This is a genomic window from Streptomyces sp. SGAir0957, assembly GCF_043523415.1.
Genome location: NZ_CP027293.1, coordinates 2,239,018 through 2,263,136, shown reverse-complemented (window position 1 = coordinate 2,263,136; position 24,119 = coordinate 2,239,018). Strand labels below are relative to the sequence as shown.

Sequence of the window (24,119 nt, the reverse complement as noted above, 5' to 3'; positions counted from 1 at the left end):
GGGGGGGACCTGAGGGGCTGTGAGGGACGCGTGGGGTACGCGAGCGGCTGTGGGGGACGCGAGGGACTACGGGTAGACCGTGCGCGGGCCCACGCACCGCGCCCCCGTCTCCTCCACCCGCCGGCGCAGCTCCCGGTCGGCCGTGACCACCACGCAGGGGCCCTCGGCGGCTGCCGCCACCGCCACGATGTGGTCGTCGCCCTCACCGGGCGCCTCCTCGACCCGGACCCCCGCGACGGGCTCGACGCCCCGGGCACGGCCCTCGACGACCAGGACGACGTCCTCGTCCTCGTGGTCCCGGGCGTAGTCCGCGAGGCGGTCCCGCAGGCGTACGGCGGCGGCGCGGCGGTCGCGCCACCAGCCGTCGGGGACCGAACCGACGACGTTCGCGCCGTCCACCACCACAAGAGTCCTCATGCGCGAACCGTACGTGCCAGGGGCGGCGGCGAAGGCACGCCCCCGCGCCACTTAAAGTGGAACGGTGAACGGTGACTGGCTGATACGCGGACGCGACGGCGGGCTCTGCGCCTACGCGTTCACCCCCGACGGCGACGCGGTCCTCTGCCGCACCGAGCGCACCCCGGGCGGCGCCTGGAGCGACCCCCGCAGGGTCGGCGGCGACCAGCGGCTGCACCCGGTCCTCGCCCTGGCCCGGGCGCAGGCGGGCTACGTCCACCTGGTGTCGTGGCGCCCCACGACCCCGGGCGAGTCGGGCCTCGTCCACTCCACGCACTTCCAGCCGCACCTCGCCGCGCTCGACTGGTCCTCCATCGGCCACCCGAACCGGACCGGCGACCGCACGGGACCGCCCGCCGTGGCCGTCGACGCGCAGGGCCGCGCCCACGTCTTCGTCCGCAACCGGGGCGGCGGCGTCAGCATGAGGGGCCAGCAGGAGAAGGGCGGCTGGGGCCCCTGGCGCGACCTCAAGGGCAAGGGCGTCCGCGGTGAACTCGCCGCCGTCGCCGGGGAGTCGGGCCTGGTCACCCTGTACGCGGCCACCGGCGAATCCATCCTGCGCTGGCGCCAGGAGAAGCCCGGCGCCGTGCCCGTCCTGGACGAGAAGCCGTGCCCGGCGACCGCCCGCCCCGACACCCTGCACGCCCTGGCCACCTCGCCCGAGCACACCACCCTCTTCTACACGGACGAGGACGGCGGCCTGTACGCCTGGCGCGGCGACGACGCCCCCGTACGCCTCGTGGACGCGGCGGGCCCCGGCACCGTCACGGCGATCCGCTGCCTCCTGGACGGCGTCGACTGCACGCTGCTCGCCCAGCGCGCCGACAGCGGCCGTGTCGCCTTCGCCGCGTACCCGACGGAGATGGAGTCGGCCGGCGCCTGGTGGTCGGAGTCGGGCCCGGCGCTGCCCCCGGACACCCGGATCGCCCTGGCGAAGGACGCGACGGACCGCGTGGTCGCGGCCACCTACGTCCCCGGCAACCCGCCCCGGATGCACCTGACCCGCCGCAAGGACGAGCCGGGCCTGGCGATGGAGGCGTGGAACCAGCTGTTCTGACGCCCGCCGCGTCCCCCGGGGACGGCCTCCGCGTCCCCCGGGGACGCCCGCCGCGTCCCTTGGGACCCGGGCGCCGGAAAAGGCGGCGGCCGCCCCCGCGGCGCAGAGCTGCGCGCGGGGACGGCCGCCGGTTTCGAGCGGAGCGGTTACGCGGGGACGGACGCGACGCCCGGCTCCAGGAACCGCTTGCCGGTCACACGCTCCGAGACGCCCTCGCGGTCCAGGTACGGCGTGATGCCGCCCAGGTGGAAGGGCCAGCCCGCGCCGGTGATCAGGCACAGGTCGATGTCCTGCGCCTCGGCGACGACGCCCTCGTCGAGCATGAGCCCGATCTCCTGGGCGACGGCGTCGAGCACGCGGTCGCGGACCTGCTCCTCGGTGAGGACGGTGTCGCCCTGCTTCAGGAGCGCGGCGACCTCGGGGTCCAGCTCCGGCTTACCGGAGTCGTAGACGTAGAAGCCGCGCTTGCCCGCCTTGACGACGGCCGCGAGGTTCGGGGAGACGGTGAAGCGCTCCGGGAAGGCGCGGTGCAGGGTCTCCGAGACGTGCAGACCGATCGCCGGGCCGACCAGCTCCAGGAGGACCAGCGGCGACATCGGCAGGCCGAGCGGCTCGACGGCCTTCTCGGCGACCTCGACGGGGGTGCCCTCGTCGATGACGTTCTGGATCTCGCCCATGAAGCGGGTCAGGATGCGGTTCACGACGAACGCCGGGGCGTCCTTGACGAGGACCGCGGTCTTCTTCAGCTTCTTGGCGACACCGAACGCCGTGGCGAGCGCCGCGTCGTCGGTCTTCTCGCCGCGCACGATCTCCAGGAGCGGGAGGATCGCGACCGGGTTGAAGAAGTGGAAGCCGACGACCCGCTCGGGGTGCTTCAGCTTCGACGCCATCTCGGAGACCGAGAGGGACGAGGTGTTGGTCGCCAGGATCGCGTGGGCCGGGGCGACCGCCTCGACCTCGGCGAACACCTGCTGCTTGACGCCGATCTCCTCGAAGACGGCCTCGATGATGAAGTCCGCGTCGGCGAAGCCCTCGGCCTTGTCGAGCACACCGGAGACGAGGCCCTTGAGGCGGTTGGCCTTGTCCTGGTTGACGCGGCCCTTGCCGAGCAGCTTGTCGATCTCGGCGTGGACGTAGCCCACACCCTTGTCGACGCGCTCCTGGTCGATGTCGGTCAGGACGACCGGCACCTCCAGGCGGCGCAGGAACAGCAGGGCGAGCTGCGAGGCCATGAGGCCCGCGCCCACGACGCCGACCTTCGTCACCGGGCGCGCGAGGCTCTTGTCCGGGGCGCCCGCGGGGCGCTTGGCGCGCTTCTGGACGAGGTTGAACGAGTAGATGCCGGCTCGGAGTTCGCCGCCCATGATGAGGTCGGCGAGCGCCTTGTCCTCGGCGTCGAACCCGGCCTGGAGGTCCCCGCTCTTCGCGGCGGCGATGATCTCCAGCGCGCGGTACGCGGCCGGGGCCGCCCCGTGCACCTTGGAGTCGGCGATGAACCGGCCGCGCGCGACGGCCTGGTCCCAGGCCTCGCCGCGGTCGACGTCGGGCCGCTCGACCTTGACGTCGCCCTTGAGGACCTGCGCGGTCCAGAGCAGCGACTGCTCCAGGAAGTCCGCGCCCTCGAAGAGCGCGTCGGCGATGCCGAGTTCGTAGACCTGCGCGCCCTTGAGCTGCTTGTTCTGGTTCAGCGAGTTCTCGATGATGACCGAGACGGCCTTGTCGGCGCCGATCAGGTTCGGCAGCAGCGCGCAGCCGCCCCAGCCGGGGACCAGGCCGAGGAAGACCTCGGGGAGGGAGAAGGCGGGGAGCGCCTTCGACACCGTGCGGTACTTGCAGTGCAGACCGACCTCGACGCCGCCGCCCATCGCGGCGCCGTTGTAGTACGCGAACGTCGGCACGGCCAGGCCCGAGAGGCGCTTGAAGACCTCGTGGCCGCCCTTGCCGATGGCGAGCGCGTCGTCGTGGTTCTTCAGCAGCTCGACGCCCTTGAGGTCGGCGCCGACGGCGAAGATGAACGGCTTGCCGGTGATGCCGACGCCGACGATGTCGCCCGCCGCGGCCTCCGCCTCGACCTGGTCGATCGCGGTGTTGAGGTTCGCGAGCGAGCCGGGCCCGAAGGTGGTCGGCTTGGTGTGGTCGAAGCCGTTGTCGAGCGTGATGAGCGCGAAGCGCCCGGCCCCGTACGGCAGGTCGAGGTGGCGTACGTGCGCCGAGGTGACGACCTCGCCGGGGAACAGCTCGGCCGCGCCCTTCAGGAGCTCAGCGGTGGTGGTGCTCACTTGTCGCCTCCGGCGTCCTTGTGGTGCGGGTTCTCCCAGATCACCGTGGCGCCCATGCCGAAGCCGACGCACATGGTGGTGAGGCCGTAGCGGACCTCCGGCTGCTCCTCGAACTGGCGGGCCAGCTGCGTCATCAGACGGACGCCGGAGGAGGCGAGCGGGTGGCCGTAGGCGATGGCGCCGCCGTACTGGTTGACGCGCGCGTCGTCGTCGGCGATGCCGTAGTGGTCCAGGAACGCGAGGACCTGGACGGCGAACGCCTCGTTGATCTCGAAGAGGTTGATGTCCTCGATGGACAGGCCCGCCTTGGCGAGCGCCTTCTCCGTGGCCGGGATCGGGCCGTAGCCCATGACCTCGGGCTCCACGCCCGCGAAGGCGTAGGAGACGAGCCGCATCTTGACCGGGAGGTTGTTCTCCCGGGCGAACTCCTCGGACGCGATGATCGAGGCGGTGGCGCCGTCGTTCAGGCCCGCCGCGTTGCCCGCGGTGACGCGGCCGTGCGTACGGAACGGCGTCTTCAGGCCCGCGAGGTTCTCCAGGGTCGTGCCCGGACGCATCGGCTCGTCGGCCGTCACGAGGCCCCAGCCGACCTCGCCCACCTCGGCGTTGGTGTTGCGCACGGAGATCGGCACGAGGTCCTGCTGGATCTTGCCGTTCGCGTACGCCTTCGCCGCCTTCTCCTGGGAGGCGACGGCGTACTTGTCGGCGCGCTCCTTGGTGATCTGCGGGTAGCGGTCGTGCAGGTTCTCCGCGGTCATGCCCATGAACAGGGCGGACTCGTCGACCAGCTTCTCGGAGACGAACCGCGGGTTCGGGTCGACGCCCTCGCCCATCGGGTGGCGGCCCATGTGCTCGACGCCACCGGCGATCACGGCGTCGTACGCGCCGAACGCGACGGAACCGGCGGCGGTCGTCACAGCGGTCAGCGCGCCCGCGCACATGCGGTCGATGGAGTAGCCGGGGACCGACTGCGGCAGCCCGGCGAGGATGCCCGCCGTGCGGCCGAGGGTGAGGCCCTGGTCGCCGATCTGGGTGGTCGCGGCGATGGCGACCTCGTCGATCTTGGCGGGGTCGAGGTTCGGGTTGCGCCGCAGCAGCTCCCGGATGGCCTTCACGACGAGGTCGTCGGCGCGGGTCTCGTGGTAGATGCCCTTCGGGCCCGCCTTGCCGAACGGGGTGCGGACGCCGTCGACGAAGACGACGTCCCTGACGGTACGAGGCACGATGGCTCTCCTCCAAGATGCGGGACGGCACTGCCACGGCGCGCGCCTGAGCGCGCGCTCATGCCCTCATGCTACTTGCGGGTAACCATGCTGCCCAGCCCCCTCGCCCCAAGCGGTGAACGTCACATTGCCGCTCGCGATCATGACAGCCATCGGCGCGGACGAGGAGACGACCTCCCGGACGAAGGCGCGCCGGGTCACCCCGCACCGCCGCAGGGCCGCGCCGTGGTCCGCCGCGACCACCACGGCCGCGCCCGCGAGCAGCGCCCGCCAGGCCGTGGTGACGGCGCGCCGGGCCGGCCGCGGAAGCCGGGCGAAACCCTCGCGCAGGCGGCGGCAGTGGAAGGGGACATGGCGCCGCTCGTCGTCGAGGATGCGCCCGGCCACCTCGGCGAGCAGCGGGTCGGGGGCGCCGTCGCGCAGCGCCCTGTAGTACCTGAGCGCCACGACCTCGGCGACCAGCAGGACGAGCAGCTCCATCCGGAGCCCGAGCAGGCGCCGCAGCCGGACGAACGCGGCGTCGCTCCAGTGCGCACCCAGGGTCTCCGCCCCGGCCGCCGCCAGGACGTGCGCGAGCACGCGCGCGTGGTTCTGCTCCTCGGCGATGAAGAGGCGGGCCGCCGCGGTGTAGGTGGGATCGCCCGCGCGGGCCGCCTTGGCGAGCAGTTCGCCGCCGTCCCCGTCCTCGCCGACCTGGAAGCGCTGCACGCTGCGGACGAGCGCGGCGGGCAGGCGTGCGCCGCGCGACCAGTCCGGGTCGCCTTGCCGCGCGCGGTCGTCGCGGGCGGCTTCGAAGTTCTGGATCCAGTCGCCGTATCCGGGTGCCGGTGCCGGTGCCGGTGCCGGTATCGGTGCCGCGCTGGGCCGTCTGTTTTTGAACACGCTCAAGAACATGTTCAGAACCTAGTGAGTTCTGAACATGTTCAACAGCCTGGTGATGTCCGGATTCGGCAACAGACCGGCGATGCCTGGATGCGGCGACGGCCTTGTGGGCCGCCGGATCAGCTCCCCGCGGAAAGGGCCCGCACCAGGACCGGCGTCACCTGCTCGACCTGCCAGCGCCGCGCCCCGTGCGCGGCGAGCGCCTCCGCCACCGACTCCGGGGTGACCGGCTTCGGCGGCTCCCAGCAGACCCGGCGCACCGTGTCCGGCGTGATCAGGTTCTCCTGCGGCATGTTCAGCGTCTCCGCCAGCGCGGACACCGCCGACCGCGCCGCGGACAGGCGGGCCGCCGCGGCCGGGTCCTTGTCCGCCCACGCGCGGGGCGGCGGCGGCCCGGCCACCTGCTGGCCCGGCTGCGGCAGTTCGGAGTCCGGCAGCGCCCTGGCCCGGTCCACGGCCGCCTGCCACTGCTCCAGCTGACGGCGGCCCATGCGGTGCCCGAAGCCGGGCAGGGTGGCGAGGGCGTGCACATTGACGGGCAGCGCGAGGGCCGCCTCGACGATCGCGGTGTCCCCGAGCACCTTGCCCGGCGACACGTCACGGCGCTGCGCGACCCGGTCCCGCGCGGTCCACAGCTCGCGCACGACCGCCATCTGACGGCGCCGCCGCACCTTGTGCATCCCGGACGTGCGCCGCCAGGGGTCCTTGCGGGGCGGCGCGGGCGGCGCCGCCGCGATCGCCTCGAACTCCTGGTGGGCCCAGTCGAGCTTGCCCTGCCGGTCCAGCTCCTTCTCCAGGGCGTCGCGCAGGTCGACGAGGAGCTCCACGTCGAGCGCGGCGTAGCGCAGCCAGGGCTCGGGGAGCGGGCGCGTCGACCAGTCGACCGCCGAGTGCCCCTTCTCCAGGACGTAGCCCAGGACGTTCTCCACCATCGCGCCGAGGCCGACCCGGGGGAAGCCCGCGAGGCGCCCCGCCAGCTCGGTGTCGAACAGCTCGGTGGGCACCATGCCTATTTCGCGCAGGCACGGCAGGTCCTGCGTCGCGGCGTGCAGCACCCACTCGGCGTCCGCGATCGCCGCGCCGAAACCGGAGAGGTCGGGGCAGGCGACCGGGTCGATCAGCGCGCTGCCCGCGCCCTCGCGGCGCAGCTGCACGAGATAGGCGCGCTGCCCGTAGCGGTAACCGGAAGCGCGCTCGGCGTCGACGGCGACGGGCCCGGTGCCCGCGGCGAAGGCCGCGACCACCTCGGCGAGCGCGGCCTCGTCGGCGATCACCGGTGGAATGCCCTCGCGTGGTTCGAGCAGGGGGATCGGCGCCGTCTCGACGTCGTCCGGAGGAGCGCCTCCGGTGGTGCGCAGTGAACTGTCTGCTGCGGTCTCTTGGGCGTCGGTCACCTGTCAAGGGTATCTGTGAACGGACGGCGCCCGTCGACGGAACGTTCCGTCGACGGGCGCCGAAGAGATGCGAACCGGAAAGATCCGGCCAGAGGTGATCGAAGGGGAGCCGCGCCCGGGTTCAGTGGATGATGCCGGTGCGCAGGGCGACCGCCACCATTCCGGCGCGGTCGCCCGTACCGAGCTTGCGGGCGATCCGGGCGAGGTGGCTCTTGACGGTCAGGGCGGACAGGCCCATCGAGACGCCGATGGCCTTGTTGGACTGTCCCTCGGCGACGAGGCGGAGCACCTCCACCTCGCGTCCGGACAGTTCGCGGTAGCCGCCCGGGTGGCTCGGGGCACCCGGGGGGCGGCGGTGCATACGGGCGGCGGCGGCACCGATCGGGGCGGCGCCGGGCCGGGAGGGGAGTCCTACGTTGGTGCGGGTGCCGGTGACGACGTAGCCCTTCACACCGCCCGCGAGGGCGTTGCGCACGGCGCCGATGTCGTCGGCGGCGGAGAGGGCGAGGCCGTTGGGCCAGCCCGCGGCTCGGGTTTCGGAGAGGAGCGTCAGACCGGATCCGTCGGGGAGGTGGACGTCGGCGACGCAGATGTCACGGGGGTTGCCGATGCGGGGACGAGCCTCCGCGACGGACGAGGCCTCGATCACGTCGCGCACACCGAGCGCCCACAGATGGCGGGTCACGGTGGAGCGGACGCGGGGGTCGGCCACGACCACCATCGCGGTCGGCTTGTTCGGGCGGTAGGCGACCAGGCTTGAGGGCTGCTCGAGGAGAACGGACACCAGGCCTCCTGGGGGTGCGGACTGTGCCGGCTCGGGGATGAAGCCGGGACGAACCGTGCTTTCAAGGTCACAGAGGTCTTCGGCACCAAACCCGCCCGCCTTTAGAGAAAGATCACGATTTGGTGAGTAACAATTCACGCAATTCAGACACAGTATCGATCATCCGAAGATCGAACCGAATCTGAAGCGGAACCTCGGGGGACCGGCCTGTCCCCCGAACGAGCGACGGCCGCGCCGGGCACTCGCCGACGCGGCCGAAAACTTTCCCTGAAAAGGGGTCAGAAGGGGCGGGATGGTGATCAGGAGGGGCGGGTGTCCGGTCAGAGGGGACGCGGGCCCCGGCGCTGGGGCAGCGTGACCACCGCGCCGTCCGCACCGTGCGGACCGTCCGGGCCGGGCCCGCCGGCCACCACCGGCGGCAGACCCGCGACCTGGCAGAGCAGCTCGCACCACGCCGCCAGGTGCGCGGCCGTGTCCGGCACCCCGCCCCGGCCCTCGCGCGGGGTCCAGGACGCGCGGATCTCGATCTGGGAGGCGGCGGGCCGGTCGCCGATGCCGCCGAAGTAGTGCGAACTCGCGCGCGTGACCGTGCCCGACGGCTCCCCGTAGGCGAGGCCGCGCGTGGCCAGGGCGCCCGTCAGCCACGACCAGCAGACGTCGGGCAGCAGCGGATCGGCGGCCATCTCGGCCTCCAGCTCCGCCCGCACCAGGGTCACCAGGCGGAACGTGCCGTGCCACGCCTCGTGCCCGGACGGGTCGTGCAGCAGGACGAGACGCCCGTCCGCCAGCACGTCGTCGTCCGGGTCGGCGTCCTCGGCGGTGTCGACGACCGTGGCCTCCAACGCATAGGAGAAGGGGGCCAGGCGCTGCGGTGGGCGCGTCGGGTCGATCTCGATCTCCGGGCGCAGCCGCGCGGAGCGCAAGGCGTCGACCGCCGTCCGGAAGGGCAGGGGGGTCGACGGAGCCGTACCGTCCTCATGTGCAGCGTTCATGTCCCGAGCGTTCTGCCCCTCCCGCACCGATTCACTCATCCCGTCCGAGTCGCCGTCGTGTCTTCCTGGCCGCTGGCCGGCGTCACCGGGCCGCGGCCATGCGGGGAAGGTTAAGGGGAACAGGGCCCGCGCGGGCAAGGACACCCGCCCGCGACGCCGTAACCGTGCCACTCGCCGCTCGTGCGAGACTTTCGGGTGTGAGTGTCAACACCGAGGCCACGGGCCAGCAGCCGTCAGCGACGCACGACGCCGTCAAGGATTCCGCCTTCCTCAAGGCGTGCAGGCGCGAGCCCGTGCCGCACACGCCGGTGTGGTTCATGCGGCAGGCGGGACGCTCACTGCCCGAGTACCTCAAGGTGCGCGAGGGCATCCCGATGCTGGAGTCGTGCATGCGGCCCGAGCTGGTCGCCGAGATCACGATGCAGCCGGTGCGCCGCCACAAGGTCGACGCGGCGATCTACTTCAGCGACATCGTCGTCCCGCTCAAGGCCATCGGCATCGACCTCGACATCAAGCCGGGCGTCGGCCCGGTCGTCGCGAACCCGATCCGCGGCCGCGCCGACCTCGACCAGCTCCGCGACCTCACCCCTGACGACGTCTGGTACGTCACCGAGGCCATGGGCCTGCTCACCGCCGAGCTCGGCGCCACGCCGCTCATCGGGTTCGCGGGCGCGCCGTTCACCCTCGCCAGCTACCTCATCGAGGGCGGCCCGTCGCGCAACCACGAGCGCACCAAGGCCCTCATGTACGGGGACCCGCAGCTCTGGGCGGACCTGCTCGACCGGCTCGCCGACATCACCGCGGCCTTCCTGAAGGTGCAGATCGAGGCGGGCGCGAGCGCCGTCCAGCTCTTCGACTCCTGGGTCGGCGCCCTGTCGCCCGCCGACTACCGCCGCTCCGTCATGGCCGCCTCGGAGAAGGTCTTCCGGGCCGTCGAGCCGTACGGGGTGCCCCGCATCCACTTCGGTGTCGGCACCGGCGAACTCCTCGGCCTGATGGGCGAGGCCGGCGCGGACGTCGTCGGCGTCGACTGGCGCGTCCCGCTCGACGAGGCGGCCCGCCGCGTCGGCCCCGGCAAGGCGCTCCAGGGCAACATCGACCCGGCGGTCCTCTTCTCCACCCAGGAGGCCGTCGAGACGAAGGCCCGCGAGGTCCTCGACGCGGCGTCCTCCCTCGAGGGCCATGTCTTCAACCTCGGCCACGGCGTCCTTCCGACGACCGACCCGGACGCGCTGACCCGCCTCGTGGAGTACGTGCACACGCAGACGGCCCGCTAGGCACCGGCGCGGGCGGTCACCCGGCCGCCCGCACCGCCGCCACCGCCTTCCTGGCCGCCACCAGGACCGGGTCCCACACCGGGGAGAACGGGGGCGCGTAGCCCAGGTCCAGGGCGGTCATCTCGTCCACCGTCATGCCCGCCGTCAGGGCGACCGCCGCCACGTCGACGCGTTTCGCGGCGCCCTCGCGGCCGACGATCTGGACGCCGAGCAGGCGCCCTGTGCGGCGTTCGGCCAGCATCTTCACGGTCATGGGGGCCGCGTCGGGGTAGTAGCCCGCGCGGCTCGTCGACTCGATCGTGGCCGTCACGAAGCGCAGCCCGGCGCGGTGCGCGTCCTTCTCGCGCAGACCCGTGCGGGCGATCTCCAGGTCGCAGACCTTGCTGACCGCCGTGCCGACGACGCCCGGGAAGGTGGCATAGCCGCCGCCGACGTTGGACCCGATGACCTGGCCGTGCTTGTTCGCGTGCGTGCCGAGCGCGATGTGCCGGTTCCGGCCCGCGACCAGGTCGAGGACCTCCACGCAGTCGCCGCCCGCCCAGATGTCCTCGTGGCCCCGTACGCGCATGGAGAGGTCCGTGAGCAGACCGCCGGAGGCACCGAGGGGCAGGCCCGCCTCCCGGGCGAGCGCCGTCTCGGGCCGTACCCCTATGCCGAGGACGACGACGTCGGCGGGGTACTCGGCGTCCGCCGTGACCACGGCACGGGCCCGCCCGTCGGCCCCCGTGCGGACCTCCGTCACCTCGGCGTCGTCGACCAGGGTGATGCCCATGCCCGTCATCGCCTTGTGGACCAGGCGGCCCATGTCCGGGTCCAGGGTGGACATGGGTTCGGCGCCCCGGTTGACGACCGTCACCTCGTAGCCGCGGTGCAGCAGCGCCTCGGCCATCTCCACGCCAATGTAACCGGCGCCCACCACGACGGCCTTGCGTCCCTCGGTCGCGCGCAGGGTGTCGAGCAGCGCCTGCCCGTCGCCGAGCGTCTGCACGCCGTGGACGCCGGGCGCGTCCATGCCGGGCAGTTCGGGGCGGAGCGGACGCGCCCCCGTCGCGATGACGAGCTTGTCGTACGTGACCCAGGACTCGGCCCCGCTGTCGCGCGCGCGGGCGCGCACCCGCCGCCCCGCGACATCGATCTCCGTGACCTCGGTCCGCATCCGCAGGTCGATGGCGCGTTCCCGGTGCTCCTCCGGCGAGCGCGCGATCAGCTCGTCCCGGCTGTCCACCAGGCCGCCCACCCAGTACGGGATGCCGCACGCCGAGAACGAGGTGAAGTCCCCGCGCTCGAAGGCGACGATCTCCAGCTCGTCGGGGCCGCGCAGCCGGCGCGCCTGCGACGCGGCGGACATGCCCGCCGCGTCGCCACCGATGACCACAAGCCGTTCCCGCGCGGGGGTGTCAGTACTCATGCGCCCACGCTACGACGCCGCTGCCTGCGGGGCCGCAGCCACCGCAGCCACCAGAAGACCAGCAGCGCCAGGACCACCGCGAACGGCAGCACGGCCGCGACCGCGATCACCACCCACCGCAGCGCGGTCACGAAGGCGCTCCAGCCGCCCGCCAGCGCGTCGAGGAACCCGGGGCCGTCATCGTCGTCGTCCGCCGCCTTCGGGGCCGTCTCGGACAGCGTCAGCGTGATCGTCGCGAGCGTCGTGCGGTCCTTCAGGGACGCCTGTTGCGCGAGCAGCGCCTCCAGCTCCGACTGGCGGCTGCTCAGCTCGCCCTCCAGGGTCACCACGTCGCTCAACTTCGTGGCCCGGTCCATGAGTTCCCTGACCCGCGCGACGCTGGCCCGCTGCGTCGCAATGCGGCTGTTCACGTCGACGACCTGGTCGGTGACGTCCTTCGCGCTCTCGGTGCGCCGCAACAGACGCCCCGAGCCGGACAGTTGGCCGAGGACCTCCGCGTACGCGTCCTGCGGCACCCGCAGTGTGAGGCGTGAGCGCTCGCGGCCGTGCGGGTCGCGGTCCGTCGTCTCATTGCCGACCATGCCGCCCGCGTCCTCGGCGGCCGTGCGCGCCTTGTCGATCGCGTCCGGCACGTCCTTGACGCGCACGGAGAGGCTCGCCGTGCGGATGACATGGACACCGGTGAGCCTGGGCGGCTTCCTTGGGCTCGACGAGGCGCCTGATGCGGCGCTCGACTTGCCGCTGTCGCGCCCGCTGTCTGCGGCGTCGCCCGCGTCCTGCCGTGACGCGGCACCGAGATCGCTCTTCGAGCCGGAGTCGTCGTCCCCGCCCGACGAGCAGCCCGCGAGCGCGAGCACCGCGGTGAGCAGCAGCGCGGCGAGCGCCCGCGGACGGGATGGATGGGTGAGGTGCATCGTGGTGGCCCCCGGAGGACGTCGTGGTCGTCTGACGCCCCTACGACGCCGGAGTGGTCCTTCCGGTGGTTGCCGGGCGGTTCCGAACGGGTCACGGTCGGGACTCGGCGGGACGAGGGCCCGGCTCTGAGAGAGTGGGGGTATGCGCGAAACGGACACAGGTACGGGAACAGCAGGGGGCAGGAAAGTCCTCGTCATCGGCGGCGGCATCGCGGGCCTCGCGGCCGCGCACCGGTTGCTCGACACCAGCGGCGACACCCGCTTCGACACCGCCGCGGGCACCGGCGACGGCAGCGGCTCCGACGGCGGCGAACGGGTCGAGGTGACCGTCCTGGAGGCCTCGGAGCGGCTCGGCGGCAAGCTGCTCGCGGGCGAGATCGCGGGCGCCCGCGTCGACTTCGGCGCCGAGTCCATGCTGGCGCGCCGTCCGGAGGCGGTGGGCCTGGCCCGCGCGGTCGGCCTCGCGGACCGTATCCAGCCGCCGTCCACCGCGACCGCCTCGATCTGGACCCGCGACGCCCTGCGCCCCATGCCCAAGGGCCACGTCATGGGCGTCCCCGGCACCGCCGACGCGCTCGCCGGTGTCCTCTCCGACGAGGGCCTGCGCCGCATCGCCGAGGACGCCGAGCTGCCGCCCACGGAGATCGTCGACGACATCGCGGTCGGCGAGTACGTCGCGGCCCGCCTCGGCCGCGAGGTCGTCGACCGCCTCGTCGAACCGCTCCTCGGCGGCGTCTACGCGGGCGACGCCTACCGCATCTCGATGCGCAGCGCCGTGCCCCAGCTGTTCGAGGAGGCCCGCCGCCACCCGTCCCTGACGGCGGCCGTCCGGGCGATCCAGGAGCGCGCCGCGCGGAACCAGCAGACGGGCCCGGTCTTCGCGGGCATCGAGGGCGGCGTCGGCACCCTGCCCGGCGCGGTCGCCGACGCGGTGCGCGCCAAGGGCGGCACGATCCTGACGGGGGAGCGGGCCAGCACCCTGCGGGCCAACGGCACGCCGTCCCCGGCCGAGCCGCTGTGGCGCGTGGTCACCGAGCACGGCCGCACCTTCACCGCCGACCAGGTGATCATCGCGCTCCCGGCCCCCGCCGCCGCCAGCCTCCTGCGCACCGCGTCCCCGCTCGCCTCCCAGGAGCTGCGCGGCATCGACTACGCCTCCATGGCGCTGATCTCCATGGCGTTCCGCAGGAGCGAGACCAGCCTCCCCGAGGGCAGCGGCTTCCTCGTACCGCCGGTCGACGGCCACACCATCAAGGCCGCCACGTTCGCCTCGCACAAGTGGGGCTGGATCGGCGAGCAGAACCCGGACCTCTTCGTCGTCCGCACCTCGGTCGGCCGCTACGGCGACGAGAAGGACCTCGCCCGCGACGACGCGGAGCTCGTCGAGGTGTCCCGGCGCGACCTGCGCGCCGCCACCGGCCTCGCGGCCGCCCCGGTCGCCGCCCACGTCACCCGCTGGCAGGACGGCCTGCCCCAGTACCCCGTCGGCCACACCGCGCGCGTGGCCCGCATCCGCGAGCACATCGCGCAGCTGCCGGGCCTGACCGTGTGCGGCGCCGCGTACGACGGCGTCGGCATCCCCGCCTGCATCGCGAGCGCCCACGCCGCCGCCGACGAGCTGCGCGGCGACTCACGCGCGCGCGGCGAGCTGAAGGCCAACCCGGTGCAGAGCCTGCACGGCGGAGCGGGAGAATGAGGACATGAGCGACGACACCCCCACCACCGACCCGGCACGGATCCCCAACAAGGGCAAGCTGGCCAAGGACCTCAACGAGGTCATCCGCTACACCCTGTGGTCGGTCTTCAAGCTGAAGGACGTCCTGCCGGAGGACCGGACGGGCTACGCCGACGAGGTCCAGGAGCTGTTCGACCAGCTCGCCGCGAAGGACGTGACGATCCGGGGCACCTACGACGTGTCCGGTCTTCGCGCCGACGCGGACCTCATGATCTGGTGGCACGCCGAGACCGCGGACGAGCTCCAGGAGGCGTACAACCTGTTCCGCCGCACCAAGCTGGGCCGCGCCCTGGAGCCGGTCTGGTCGAACATGGCGCTGCACCGCCCCGCCGAGTTCAACCGCTCGCACATCCCGGCGTTCCTGGCCGACGAGACGCCGCGCAACTACGTCTCGGTCTACCCGTTCGTCCGCTCCTACGAGTGGTACCTGCTGCCCGACGACGAGCGCCGCAAGATGCTCGCCGACCACGGCAAGATGGCTCGCGGCTACCCGGACGTGCGCGCCAACACGGTCGCCTCGTTCTCGCTCGGCGACTACGAGTGGATCCTCGCCTTCGAGGCCGACGAGCTGTACCGCATCGTCGACCTCATGCGTCACCTGCGCGCCTCCGAGGCGCGCCGCCACGTGCGCGAGGAGGTCCCGTTCTACACGGGCCGCCGCAAGAGCGTCGCCGAGCTCGTGGCGGGCCTGGCCTAGAGCCTCACCGACGGGACCTCACGGCTTGACCGGTGCCGGTTCGGCATGTGGCGCGCACGTCGCCGCGCGCCGGGCCGGCACCGTGCCGTGCAGCAGGTAGGCGTCCAGATGCCCGTTCACGCACGCGTTGGGGCCGCCCGCCACGCCGTGCGTGCCCGCGTCCCGCTCCGTCACCAGGGCCGAGCCGCCGATACGGTCGCGCAGCTCGCGCGCGCCCGCGATCGGCGTCGCCGCGTCCCGCTCGGCGGCCAGGATCAGCGTGGGCGGCAGCAGGCCGGGCACGGTCCGCACGTCGACCGGTGTCTGACGGGGCGTGGACCAGTACGCGCACGGCAGGTTCATCCACGTGTTGTCCCACGTCTCGAACGGGGCGGTGCGCGCCACGCGCGTGGTGTCGCGGTCCCAGACGCGGAAGTCCGTCGGCCAGGGCGCGTCGTTGCACTCGATCGCCGTGTAGACGGCGGCGCTGTTCTCGCTCTCCACGGCGGCCTTCGGGCCCGGCGGCGCGGCCTGCGTGATCAGCGGCTCCGGGTCGCCCTTCAGATAGGCGGAGAGCGCGGCGGCCCGCCTCGGCCAGTAGTCGTCGTAGTACCCGGCCTGGAGGAACGCCGACTGCAGCTCGCCGGGGCCGACCTTGCCGCCGGCCGGCTTGCGCGTGAGTGCCGCGCGTACGCGCGCGTAGGACCGCGCCACCTTCCCGGGCGTCCTGCCGAGGTGGTACGTGGCGTCGTGCTTGGCGACCCAGGCACGGAAGTCGGCCCAGCGGCGCTCGAAAGCGGCCGACTGCGCCAGGTTGCTGCGGTACCAGATCTTCTGCGGGTCCGGGTCGACCGCCGAGTCGAACACCATGCGCCGCACATGCGTGGGGAACAGGTGCGCGTAGACGGCCCCGATGTACGTCCCGTACGAGCCGCCCATGTAGGTCAGCTTCTTCTCGCCGAGCGCGGCCCGCAGCACGTCCAGGTCGCGGGCGTTGTTCAGCGTCGTGTAGTGCCGCAGCCCCGGATTGCGCTCCGCGCACCCGCGCGCGTACGCCGTCGCCTGCGCGATCCGCTTCTTCTTGTACGCCTCGGAGGGGTGCGTCGGCGCCTGCGTGGGGCCCTTGCCGAAGTTCTTCGGGTCCTTGCAGGACAGCGGCGCCGAGCGGCCGACGCCGCGCGGCGCGTAGCCCACGAGGTCGTAGGCGGCGCCGATGCGCTTCCACTCGGGGATCATGCGGACGAGCGGGAAGTACATGCCGTTGCCGCCGGGCCCGCCCGGGTTGAAGACGAGCGCGCCCTGCCGGGCGATCCGCTGCTTGCCGAGCTTCTTGGTCGCCTTGGCGCGGCTGACGGTCAGCTTGATCTTCTTGCCGTCGGGGTGCGCGTAGTCCAGCGGGACGGAGACCGTGCCGCAGGCGATGGGGGAGGGCAGCTCCTCGGCGGCGGGGCACGTGCCGAACGTGACGCCGGCCGCGGCGGCGCGCTGCGCGGCGACCGCGGTGCCCCGCGCCTCCGGTGCGCCGGGCCACGCCGTGTCGGCGCTCGCGCCGCCCGCCGGGACCGCGACAAGGAGGGACAGGACGAGCGATCCCACGGCGGCGTGGACGGCGGACACTGTTCTCACTCCTTGACGCATGGGCGCATCCCTTTCGTGGTGCTCAGGACCGCCCCGTCGCGGATCGCGGTCAAAGGGATACTTTGTCGGCTCGACGACCGTGGATCAACGACCCCGGATCAACGGCTCCTGCGCGTGGCGGGCGGCAGCGTCAGGGTCGGCGCCGGCGTGAGCGGGGTCGCCGCGGGCGGGGACGGGGTGGGCCCCGGCGGGGCGGGGGAGCGGGTCGCCGGCGGCGGGCTCGCGGTGGCCGCGTCGCGGGCGAGCCCGTCGAAGTCGACGAGCCCGGTCGCCTCCAGGACCTTGATGTGGTCCAGGACGGTGGTGTTGGCGTCGTCGGCGAGCTCCCGCACGAGCGCGTTGCGGGTCGCGGCCCGCACCTGCGCGACCAGCGCGAAGACCCGGCCGTGCGCGCGGCGCAGGATGTTGGCGAACTTCCGCTGGTAGTCGTCGCCCTTCGCCGCGGTCAACGTCCGCAGCCAGCCCCGCTGTTGCGGGTTCGGCTGGTTCGGCAGCTCCAGGCCGAGCCGCGCCGCGACCTCGCGCACCCGGGCGTCCAGGAACGTGTGCCCCTCGACGAGATGCCGGCCCGCCGTCACCACGGCCCGGCTCGGCGCCCGCTCCTCGGCCTGCTGTCCCGCCGGGAGCTCCCAGAGCCCGGCGAGGCGGACCTTCGTGACGAAGAGCCGGTCGGTGGCCGAGAGCGGGCCGTACCTGGTCGCCACCGTCCCGGAGTCGAGCGTGTCGAGCCCGGTGCCGGAGCGGTCGGCGAAGGACCAGACGGGGAAGACGAGCGCGGCGAGGGTCGCCACGAGTCCGGTGACGATGAGCGCGGTGCCGTTGACGCGTAACGATCGCATGGTGCCTCCTGGTGCGGCACCGCACGCTAGTGCGCCGTGGGCGCGGGCCGCCGCGGATCGGCGGCGACTACGCCAGCTGAGGTACGGAGCCTTTTCGGCGCCGCGCGTTCACCCCCGCCGCCGCGCGTTCAGCCCCGGCGCAGCGCGAACCGGGCGGCGCGCAGCGCCCGCGCCATCGGCCGGCCCTTCAGCGACGAGGGGCCGGAGCGCTCCAGCCACCAGTCGGTCAACTGCTTCCGCCTGAACGGTTCTTCGACGCGCTGTCCAAGGAGCAGGTCCTCGGCGAAGTCGAGCGCGTCGCGCCGGTACCCGCCCGTCATGGGCCGCTCCTGCGCGTACGCCAGGAACGCGGTGCGGTACGCGAGGCGGCCCAGGATGCCCGGCAGCTCCGGCGCCACCTTGGCGACGACGTCGGCCCGCTTGGACGCCAGGGCCCGGCTCTGCACGGCGAGCCGCGCCCGGTCGAACCCCTCGGGCACGGGGGTGCCCGCCACGAGGGAGGAGAGCAGCGCGGCCTGAGCGAGCGCGACCCGCTCGCGTACACCGTCCGCGACGGGCGCGACCTGCGGCGCGGACGGCTCGGGCGTGGCGGGCGGCTCGGGCGGCGCGGCGGCGGCCACCGTCTCCCTGATCTTCGTCACCTCCCGCTCCAGCTCCGTCTCGTCGTAGGGGAAGTTCTCGTCCCGCTCAAGCAGCACGCCCGGCGGCGCCACCCGGGAAGCCAGGTCGGCGAGGATGTCGAGCACGGCCCGCGGCACCGGGTGGGCGTGGCTGTCGTGCCAGACGCCGTCCCGCTTGAAGCCGCCCGCGACATGGACGTACGCGATGGCCTCGACCGGCATCTCGCCCAGCGCCCGGCCCGGGTCCTCACCGCGGTTGACGTAGTTGGTGTACAGATTCGCCACGTCGATCAGGAGCCGTACGCCGGTGCGCTCGACCAGCTCGTACAGGAACTGCCCCTCCGACATCTCCTCGCCCGGCCAGCCGAACAGCGCCGCGATGTTCTCCACGGCCAGCGGGACGGGCAGCGCGTCCTGCGCGACGCGGATGTTCTCGCAGAGCACGTCGAGCGCGTCCTTGGTGCGCGGCACGGGCAGCAGGTGCCCGGCTTCGAGCAGCGGCGACGCCGTGCGCTCGCCGCCCGCCCGTACGAACGCGATGTGCTCGGTGACCAGCGGTGCGCCGAGCGCCTCCGCGCGGGCGGCGAGGTCCGCGAGCCGGTGCTCGTCCGGGCGTTCGGCGCCGCCGAGGCCCAGCGAGACGCCGTGCGGGACGACGGTGACCCCGCGCGCGCGAAGCCGCGTGAGCGAGTCGGGCAGATGGCCGGGGCAGACGTTCTCCGCGACGGCCTCCACCCAGTCGATGCCGGGCATGGCCTCGACGATGTCGGCGATCTCCGGCCGCCAGCCGATCCCCGTCCCCAGCCGTGTCAGTCGCTGCATGGCAGTCCCCCTCCTGTGCCGTGCCCGTGCGCTGCCGCGTGCTGGTGTCCTCGCCCGCGACGGGCCGGGCGAACCCTGGAGGGGGCTCGTTCAGAGCAACATTTGAGGTTGCGGACGACTGAGGGTGCGTATGGCGGCGTCCGCGTACGACGGAAGAGGCGCGATGGAAAAGGGAGCGGCCGCCGCCGGCGGCTGTGCCGGCATCGGCGGCGGCCCGTGAGCACGCGAGGACGCGTCTCCCCCGGCGCGGTTCGCGTGCTCATCGCCCTCATCGGCCCGGCGGCGTGCGGGAGTTCGCCCCGGATGTCGGGAGGGCGGGGGCCGGGGCGTGCGTCGGCGAGAACGTCCCGGCCGCCTGTGGCGCTGTGCGCGGTGCGGTCCCGGGGTCTCGGGGGAGTGTGACGGTTCCGGTCGGTGCCGGAGCCGGACCGTCCGTCTGTGAAAGCCCGAACGCTCCGATGCTAGGCCGCCGCACGGTCACTGGCCAGAGCACGAACCTGTCTCTTTCGACGCCGCTTCCGACGCTCGTGCGGCCCCGTCCGCCAGCAGGTGGAGCGGTGACGACGGGGGTGACAGAGGTCGTTGAACGGGGCCCGACCGGACCCCGCCGGTTCAGTGGCGGCCGAGCCCCGACAGCAGGCCGCCGTCCCGGGCGCCCTCCGCCACCACCGTGCACGACCCCGGGGCGATCTCCGTGAACCCGGCGTCCCGCACCACGGGGAGCCCCGCGCGGGTCAGCGAGGGCCAGCGGGCCGGGTCCGCCGGCCGCACCGACAGCGGGAAGCCCGCCTCGCGCCACTCCTTGCGCTGCGCCTCCGACAGCTCCCACCAGGCCAGCTGGGCGCCGTGCCCGGCCTGCGCCATGGCCTTGCCCGCCGTCATGTCCAGGTCGGGGTTGAGCCACAGCACCGGGGCGGCGGGGTCCGGGGCGGACGGCGGCTCCGGGTCGTCGAGATCCGTGCCGGAAACCTGCAACCTGGCCAGGTCCTTGGGCCAGCCGTCTAGCGGGACCGGCGGGAAGACCCGCACCTCGGCGCCGCCGTGACCGGTGACGGTGATGCCGTCGAGCGCTTCCGCGCGGCGCCACTCGGCGCCCCGTGCCCGCCGCACCACCTTGCGGATCCGCGCGTCCTGCCAGTCCCGCATCGCCGCCGCCCACTCGCCGTCGCCGAGCGCGCGCTCGTCGGACAGGATCGTCAGCACGGCACGCGCCGCCGTCTCCAGGGCGTCCGTACGGGCCGGGGGCGCCGCCCGCTCGATACGGACGACGAGCGGCAGCACGAACTGCGGCGCCTCGTCACGCGCGGTGCGCTCGTCGCGGAACGGGCTGTCCGAGGGGCCGGAGGGGGCGGTGGTGGTGGTGTCTTCGCTGCTCACCCCTCCAGTCTGCCAGCAGCCCGGGACGCCTCCCGTCCCGATACAGCGCTAGCCGGAGCAGGCCGTGCGCTGGGCCTCCTGCCATTCACAGGCGGGGCAGAGCGTCGCCCCCTTGGTCGACTCCGGGTACTCGGTGGGTTCCCGGCACAGCACGCACTCGGCGACCGCGGCGTTCTCGGGGGGCTTCTCCATGACGTCAGCGTACGGTCACGCCTTTCGGTCCGCCCCGAGCAGTTCGGAGACGCGCACGAAGCGGTAGCCCTTCGCCCGCAGCGCCGGGACCACGGACCGCACCACCCGCTCCGTCGTCGGCGCCGCGCTGCGCGTGCAGTGCAGGACGACGACCGAACCGGGCCGCACCCCGTCGAGCACCTGCCGCTCCACCGCCCCCGCGTTCGTCGCGAACGCGTCGCCGCTCACCACGTCCCACTGCACGGCGGTGACCCCGGCGGGGGCCAGGGCGCGCAGTGCCGCGCGGTCGTAACAGCCGCCGGGGAAGCGGAAGTACGGCACGACGTGCCCGACGCCCGCCGCGCGGAACGCGGCGAAGGCCCGTTCCACGTCCGCGCGCATCCGCCCGGCGGGCACCCTCGGCAGCCCGTAGCAGTCAGCGGTGAAGGCGTAGTGGCTGTACGAGTGGTTGGCGACCTCGAAGAGCGGGTCGCCGCCGATGTCCTTGGCCTGCGCCGGGTACTGCTCGGCCCAGCGGCCCGTCATGAAGACGGTCGCGGGGACGCGCAGCGCCCGCAGCGCGGCGATGAGGCGCGGGTTGTCGAAGTGCTCCCCGGCGGCGGCGCGGGTGCCCTGGTCCGCGGTCATGTCGGCGTCGAAGGTGAGCGCGACGGTGCGCCGCCCGGGGCGGGCCGCGCTCGCGAAGACCCGGGTCAGGCCCGCCGGGCCGGGGGCGAGGGTGGGCGCGGAGGTGGGCGCGGAGGTGGGCGTCGCTGTGTGCGGCTCCGGGTGCGACGGGCTCGCGGCGGGCCGGGCCGAGCGTGCCGGATGCGGGGCCTCGGTGCCCTCGCCCGAGCAGGCGGCGGCACCCAGGACGACGGCGCCGAGGACACAGGCCAGCGCGGTGCGGCGCAGTGCTGTGCGGCCCAGCGCGGTGCGGCTCAGTACCGTGCGGCGCAGTGCGGTGTGGCGCGGTGCGGTAGGTCGGGGGGTGCTGATCACCCGGCGACGGTAACGCCGATAAACGTACTAATCGGGCACATCTGCGACGGTCCGCCCGCCCCGCCGCGCGACCACGCCCGAACGGCTCAACCCCGCAGCGCGCGGGCCACCTGCTCGAAGAACGCCGTGTGCGCCGCCGCGCTGGCCGCGATCTCGGGGTTCCACGGCAGCACCCTGGCCCGCTCCGTCATCGCCGCCCAGTGCGCGTCCCCCGCGTACTCCTCGCGCGGTGCCGCGTTGGCGCGGGCGTCGACGAGGATCACGTCCGGCGCCAGTTCCGCGGCGTCGGCCCAGGAGCCCGTGTGCCAGTTGGCCCCGGGCCCCTCGGGCGGCTCCACGGTGTGCACCCCGAGGCCCGTCAGCGCGCTCAGGTCCGGCCACTTGCCGGGCCGCGCGAGGTGCACGCCGTCCGGCCCCGCGGGGGAGAGGGCGAGGACTCCGACAGGCCCGGCGTCCCGCGCCGCGAGCGTCAACTCCCGCTCGGCCTGCGCCAGTTCCTCGTACGCCACGGCGCCCTCCGCCACCTGGAGCGAGCGGCCGAGCTCCGCGAACCGCTGCCGTACGGCGCCGAGGCCGCGGCCCTGTCCCACGTCGAGCACGGCGAGCGGGACGTGTTCCTCCAGGTGTTTCGCGACGTCCGGTTCGATCCCGTACACCTGCCCGCCGCCGTATGTCAGCGCGACGACGAGGTCCGGCCGTACCGCGAGCACGTCGTCGAGGCCGAGTCCGGCCCCCGCGCCCAGGTACGCGACCTCGTGGAGCGGCAGGCTGCCGGACTTGGCGCGGTCCGGTCCGTCCCCGTCGTGGTGGGAGCCGAAGACGCCCACCGGGCGTATCCCCAGGTCCCACAGGCTCGCGCCGGCCTGTATGTACGCGACGACACGTTCCGGCGCTTCTGGCGCCACGGCGACGTGCCCCCGGTCGTCGGTGAACTCCCATGCGGTGATCGGTCGTTCGTTCATGCTGGGACCTTGCCCAGGGCCTTCGCGCGCCACGCCGCCCGAAACCGGTCAGGGTGGCAAGAAAGCCTCTCCTGACCGGGGACGGGCGGCACCCCTGTGCGGGCCCCTGATCAATCCTCCGGGCGGGTCCCCCGCGTCACTTGTGCCACGGGCCCGTCACGGCGAACGTCGTGCCCGGCGTGTAGCAGTTGACGTACATCGTGGCCCCGTCCGGCGCGAACGTGACCCCGGCGAACTCGCCCCACGCGGGGGCCTGCGCCGTCCCGATGTTCTGGCGCCCGCGCGCCATCGCGTAGACCTCGCCCTTGCGCGTCACGCCGAAGACGTGCTGCGCGCCCTCGCCGTCCTCGCAGACCATGAGGCCGCCGCTGGGCGCGAGGCAGATGTTGTCGGGTTCCTCGCCGGGCAACTGCACGTCGGTGTCCGGGCCGAAGACGATGACCAGGGTGAGGCGGCGCGCGGCCGGGTCGTAGCGCCAGATCTGCCCGAAGTGGTCGGCGGCGGACCCCTCCCGGCTCCTGGCGTAGGACGACACGAAGTACACGCAGGTGCCGCCCCAATAGCAGCCCTCCAGCTTCTGGGCGTGGGTGATGCCCTTGGGGCCGAAGTCCTGGTTGCGGATGGGGGTGGTGGCGGCCAGCGGGTCCGGTACGTCGACCCACTCGATGCCCTTGAAGCTCGCCCCGGTCTCTTGGATCGCCGACAGGTCGGGCACCCCCGGCACCCGCATGGCCTGCAGCCGGCCGCCCGCGCGGAGCGAGCCGAGCCCGCCGTGCGGCCGCTCGGGCAGGAAGCGGTAGAAGAGGCCGAACGGTTTGTCGAACGCGTCCTCGGTCTCGTACACGACACCGCGCTTCGGGTCGACGGCGATCGCCTCGTGCTGGAAGCGGCCCATCGCGGTGAGCGGGACGGCGCCCGAGCGGTGCGGGTCCACGGGGTCGACCTCGAAGATGAAGCCGTGGTCCTTGGTGTAGCCGTTGGTGCCGGCCCTGTCCTCGGTCTCCTCGCAGGTCAGCCAGGTGCCCCAGGGGGTGGGGCCGCCCGCGCAGTTCACGGCCGTACCGGCGACGGCGACCCGTTCGGACAGCACGTTGTTGTGCCGGTCGAGCGCGAGCGCCGTACAGCCGCCCTTGCCCATCGGGTCGTAGGTGAGCCCGTCGACGGTCGGTACGCCGATCTTGCCGGTGACCCGGTTCTCGTGATTGCGCACGAGGTGGACGCGGCCGTGTCTGCCGGCGAAGGCGGCCATGCCGTCGTGGTTGCTGGGGACCCGGCCCTCGCCGGAGCGGAGCGGGTCGCCCTCGCGGGAGAGGACCCGGTAGCGGAAACCTTTCGGCAGGTCGAGGAAGCCGTCCGGATCGGGCACCAGCGGGCCGTAGCCCGCGCGTCCGTGGGCGGCGGCCGATCCGGCGAACAGTTCGGAGAGGGACCCGGCGAAGGCGATACCCACGCCCAGCGCGCCGGTACGGGCGAGGACGTGGCGTCGTGTTGCGGACAGTCGTGTCTCGGACATGGGGCAACCTCCTGCTGGCGGACAGGAACCGTGACCCGGCGTGTTTATCACGCAGGCGGCGGCGCGGGAACTACGCGCGTATCACCGTTTACTCCCCG

The 24,119-nt window shown here is 73.4% G+C and carries 21 protein-coding genes; 4 read left to right on the top strand and 17 right to left on the bottom strand.

The features are described from left to right. Positions 1 to 66 precede the first annotated feature (66 nt). Positions 67 to 417: a PIN domain-containing protein gene (locus C1N81_RS15085; RefSeq protein WP_394429335.1), complete on the bottom strand. Its 351-nt coding sequence runs from the start codon at positions 415 to 417 to the stop codon at positions 67 to 69. Between the two features lie 64 nt (positions 418 to 481). Between C1N81_RS15085 and C1N81_RS15080 the strand changes: the two genes are divergently transcribed. After that, complete coding sequence (locus tag C1N81_RS15080; RefSeq protein WP_394429334.1) at positions 482 to 1,513, top strand: hypothetical protein; 1,032 nt, start codon at positions 482 to 484, stop codon at positions 1,511 to 1,513. A 146-nt stretch (positions 1,514 to 1,659) separates the two neighbouring features. On the opposite strand, the gene C1N81_RS15075 is transcribed toward C1N81_RS15080, so the two are convergent. From C1N81_RS15075 to C1N81_RS15050, 6 genes are all read right to left on the bottom strand, one after another. Further along, positions 1,660 to 3,792, bottom strand: coding sequence for a 3-hydroxyacyl-CoA dehydrogenase NAD-binding domain-containing protein (locus C1N81_RS15075; RefSeq protein WP_394429333.1), 2,133 nt, complete (start codon positions 3,790 to 3,792; stop codon positions 1,660 to 1,662). Further along, positions 3,789 to 5,015 (bottom strand): thiolase family protein, encoded by a 1,227-nt coding sequence (locus tag C1N81_RS15070; RefSeq protein WP_394429332.1) that lies wholly within the window; start codon positions 5,013 to 5,015, stop codon positions 3,789 to 3,791. The genes C1N81_RS15075 and C1N81_RS15070 overlap by 4 nt, the downstream gene beginning before the upstream one ends. Before the next feature lie 66 nt (positions 5,016 to 5,081). Further along, positions 5,082 to 5,864, bottom strand: a complete 783-nt coding sequence (locus C1N81_RS15065) for a ferritin-like domain-containing protein (RefSeq protein WP_394437964.1) — start codon at positions 5,862 to 5,864, stop codon at positions 5,082 to 5,084. Between the two features lie 152 nt (positions 5,865 to 6,016). Beyond that, positions 6,017 to 7,291 (bottom strand): HRDC domain-containing protein, encoded by a 1,275-nt coding sequence (locus C1N81_RS15060; RefSeq protein ID WP_394429331.1) that lies wholly within the window; start codon positions 7,289 to 7,291, stop codon positions 6,017 to 6,019. Between the two features lie 121 nt (positions 7,292 to 7,412). Then, positions 7,413 to 8,075, bottom strand: coding sequence for a response regulator transcription factor (locus tag C1N81_RS15055; protein ID WP_361071171.1), 663 nt, complete (start codon positions 8,073 to 8,075; stop codon positions 7,413 to 7,415). A 320-nt stretch (positions 8,076 to 8,395) separates the two neighbouring features. After that, complete coding sequence (locus C1N81_RS15050; protein ID WP_394429330.1) at positions 8,396 to 9,067, bottom strand: DUF3000 domain-containing protein; 672 nt, start codon at positions 9,065 to 9,067, stop codon at positions 8,396 to 8,398. A 197-nt stretch (positions 9,068 to 9,264) separates the two neighbouring features. On the opposite strand from C1N81_RS15050, the gene hemE reads away from it, so the two are divergent. Beyond that, positions 9,265 to 10,344 carry a uroporphyrinogen decarboxylase gene (gene hemE / locus C1N81_RS15045; protein ID WP_394429329.1) on the top strand — a complete coding sequence of 360 codons (1,080 nt, stop codon included), beginning with the start codon at positions 9,265 to 9,267 and terminating at the stop codon, positions 10,342 to 10,344. 16 nt (positions 10,345 to 10,360) lie between these two features. Here the strand turns inward: hemE and C1N81_RS15040 are convergent, their stop codons facing one another. Both C1N81_RS15040 and C1N81_RS15035 read right to left on the bottom strand, forming a co-directional pair. After that, on the bottom strand, positions 10,361 to 11,752 hold the full coding sequence (locus C1N81_RS15040; protein WP_394429328.1) for an FAD-dependent oxidoreductase: 1,392 nt from the start codon (positions 11,750 to 11,752) through the stop codon (positions 10,361 to 10,363). Next, entirely contained in the window at positions 11,749 to 12,666 is a 918-nt protein-coding gene (locus tag C1N81_RS15035; RefSeq protein ID WP_394429327.1) for a DUF4349 domain-containing protein, read from the bottom strand. The genes C1N81_RS15040 and C1N81_RS15035 overlap by 4 nt, the downstream gene beginning before the upstream one ends. A 142-nt stretch (positions 12,667 to 12,808) precedes the next feature. Here C1N81_RS15035 and hemG point away from each other — a divergent pair, with 142 nt between their 5' ends. Continuing rightward, complete coding sequence (gene hemG / locus C1N81_RS15030; protein ID WP_394429326.1) at positions 12,809 to 14,362, top strand: protoporphyrinogen oxidase; 1,554 nt, start codon at positions 12,809 to 12,811, stop codon at positions 14,360 to 14,362. 4 nt (positions 14,363 to 14,366) lie between these two features. After that, on the top strand, positions 14,367 to 15,098 hold the full coding sequence (hemQ, locus tag C1N81_RS15025; RefSeq protein WP_394429325.1) for a hydrogen peroxide-dependent heme synthase: 732 nt from the start codon (positions 14,367 to 14,369) through the stop codon (positions 15,096 to 15,098). A gap of 18 nt (positions 15,099 to 15,116) precedes the next feature. On the opposite strand, the gene C1N81_RS15020 is transcribed toward hemQ, so the two are convergent. From C1N81_RS15020 to C1N81_RS14985, 8 genes are all read right to left on the bottom strand, one after another. After that, positions 15,117 to 16,715, bottom strand: coding sequence for an alpha/beta hydrolase (locus C1N81_RS15020; RefSeq protein ID WP_394429324.1), 1,599 nt, complete (start codon positions 16,713 to 16,715; stop codon positions 15,117 to 15,119). 98 nt (positions 16,716 to 16,813) lie between these two features. Further along, positions 16,814 to 17,554 (bottom strand): DUF4142 domain-containing protein, encoded by a 741-nt coding sequence (locus C1N81_RS15015; RefSeq protein WP_394429323.1) that lies wholly within the window; start codon positions 17,552 to 17,554, stop codon positions 16,814 to 16,816. A gap of 128 nt (positions 17,555 to 17,682) precedes the next feature. Next, positions 17,683 to 18,996, bottom strand: coding sequence for a DUF692 domain-containing protein (locus tag C1N81_RS15010; RefSeq protein WP_394429322.1), 1,314 nt, complete (start codon positions 18,994 to 18,996; stop codon positions 17,683 to 17,685). Positions 18,997 to 19,608: 612 nt separating this feature from the next. Next, positions 19,609 to 20,373, bottom strand: a complete 765-nt coding sequence (locus C1N81_RS15005) for a peptidyl-tRNA hydrolase (protein ID WP_394429321.1) — start codon at positions 20,371 to 20,373, stop codon at positions 19,609 to 19,611. Positions 20,374 to 20,421: 48 nt separating this feature from the next. Continuing rightward, on the bottom strand, positions 20,422 to 20,565 hold the full coding sequence (locus tag C1N81_RS15000; protein WP_394429320.1) for a hypothetical protein: 144 nt from the start codon (positions 20,563 to 20,565) through the stop codon (positions 20,422 to 20,424). Positions 20,566 to 20,580: 15 nt separating this feature from the next. After that, the gene (locus C1N81_RS14995; protein WP_394437962.1) at positions 20,581 to 21,474 is read right to left on the bottom strand and encodes a polysaccharide deacetylase family protein; all 894 of its coding nucleotides are present in this window, start codon (positions 21,472 to 21,474) and stop codon (positions 20,581 to 20,583) included. 158 nt (positions 21,475 to 21,632) lie between these two features. Next, positions 21,633 to 22,508 (bottom strand): TroA family protein, encoded by an 876-nt coding sequence (locus tag C1N81_RS14990; protein ID WP_394429319.1) that lies wholly within the window; start codon positions 22,506 to 22,508, stop codon positions 21,633 to 21,635. Positions 22,509 to 22,644: 136 nt separating this feature from the next. Next, the gene (locus tag C1N81_RS14985; protein WP_394429318.1) at positions 22,645 to 24,021 is read right to left on the bottom strand and encodes an alkaline phosphatase PhoX; all 1,377 of its coding nucleotides are present in this window, start codon (positions 24,019 to 24,021) and stop codon (positions 22,645 to 22,647) included. Between the last annotated feature and the right edge of the window lie 98 nt (positions 24,022 to 24,119).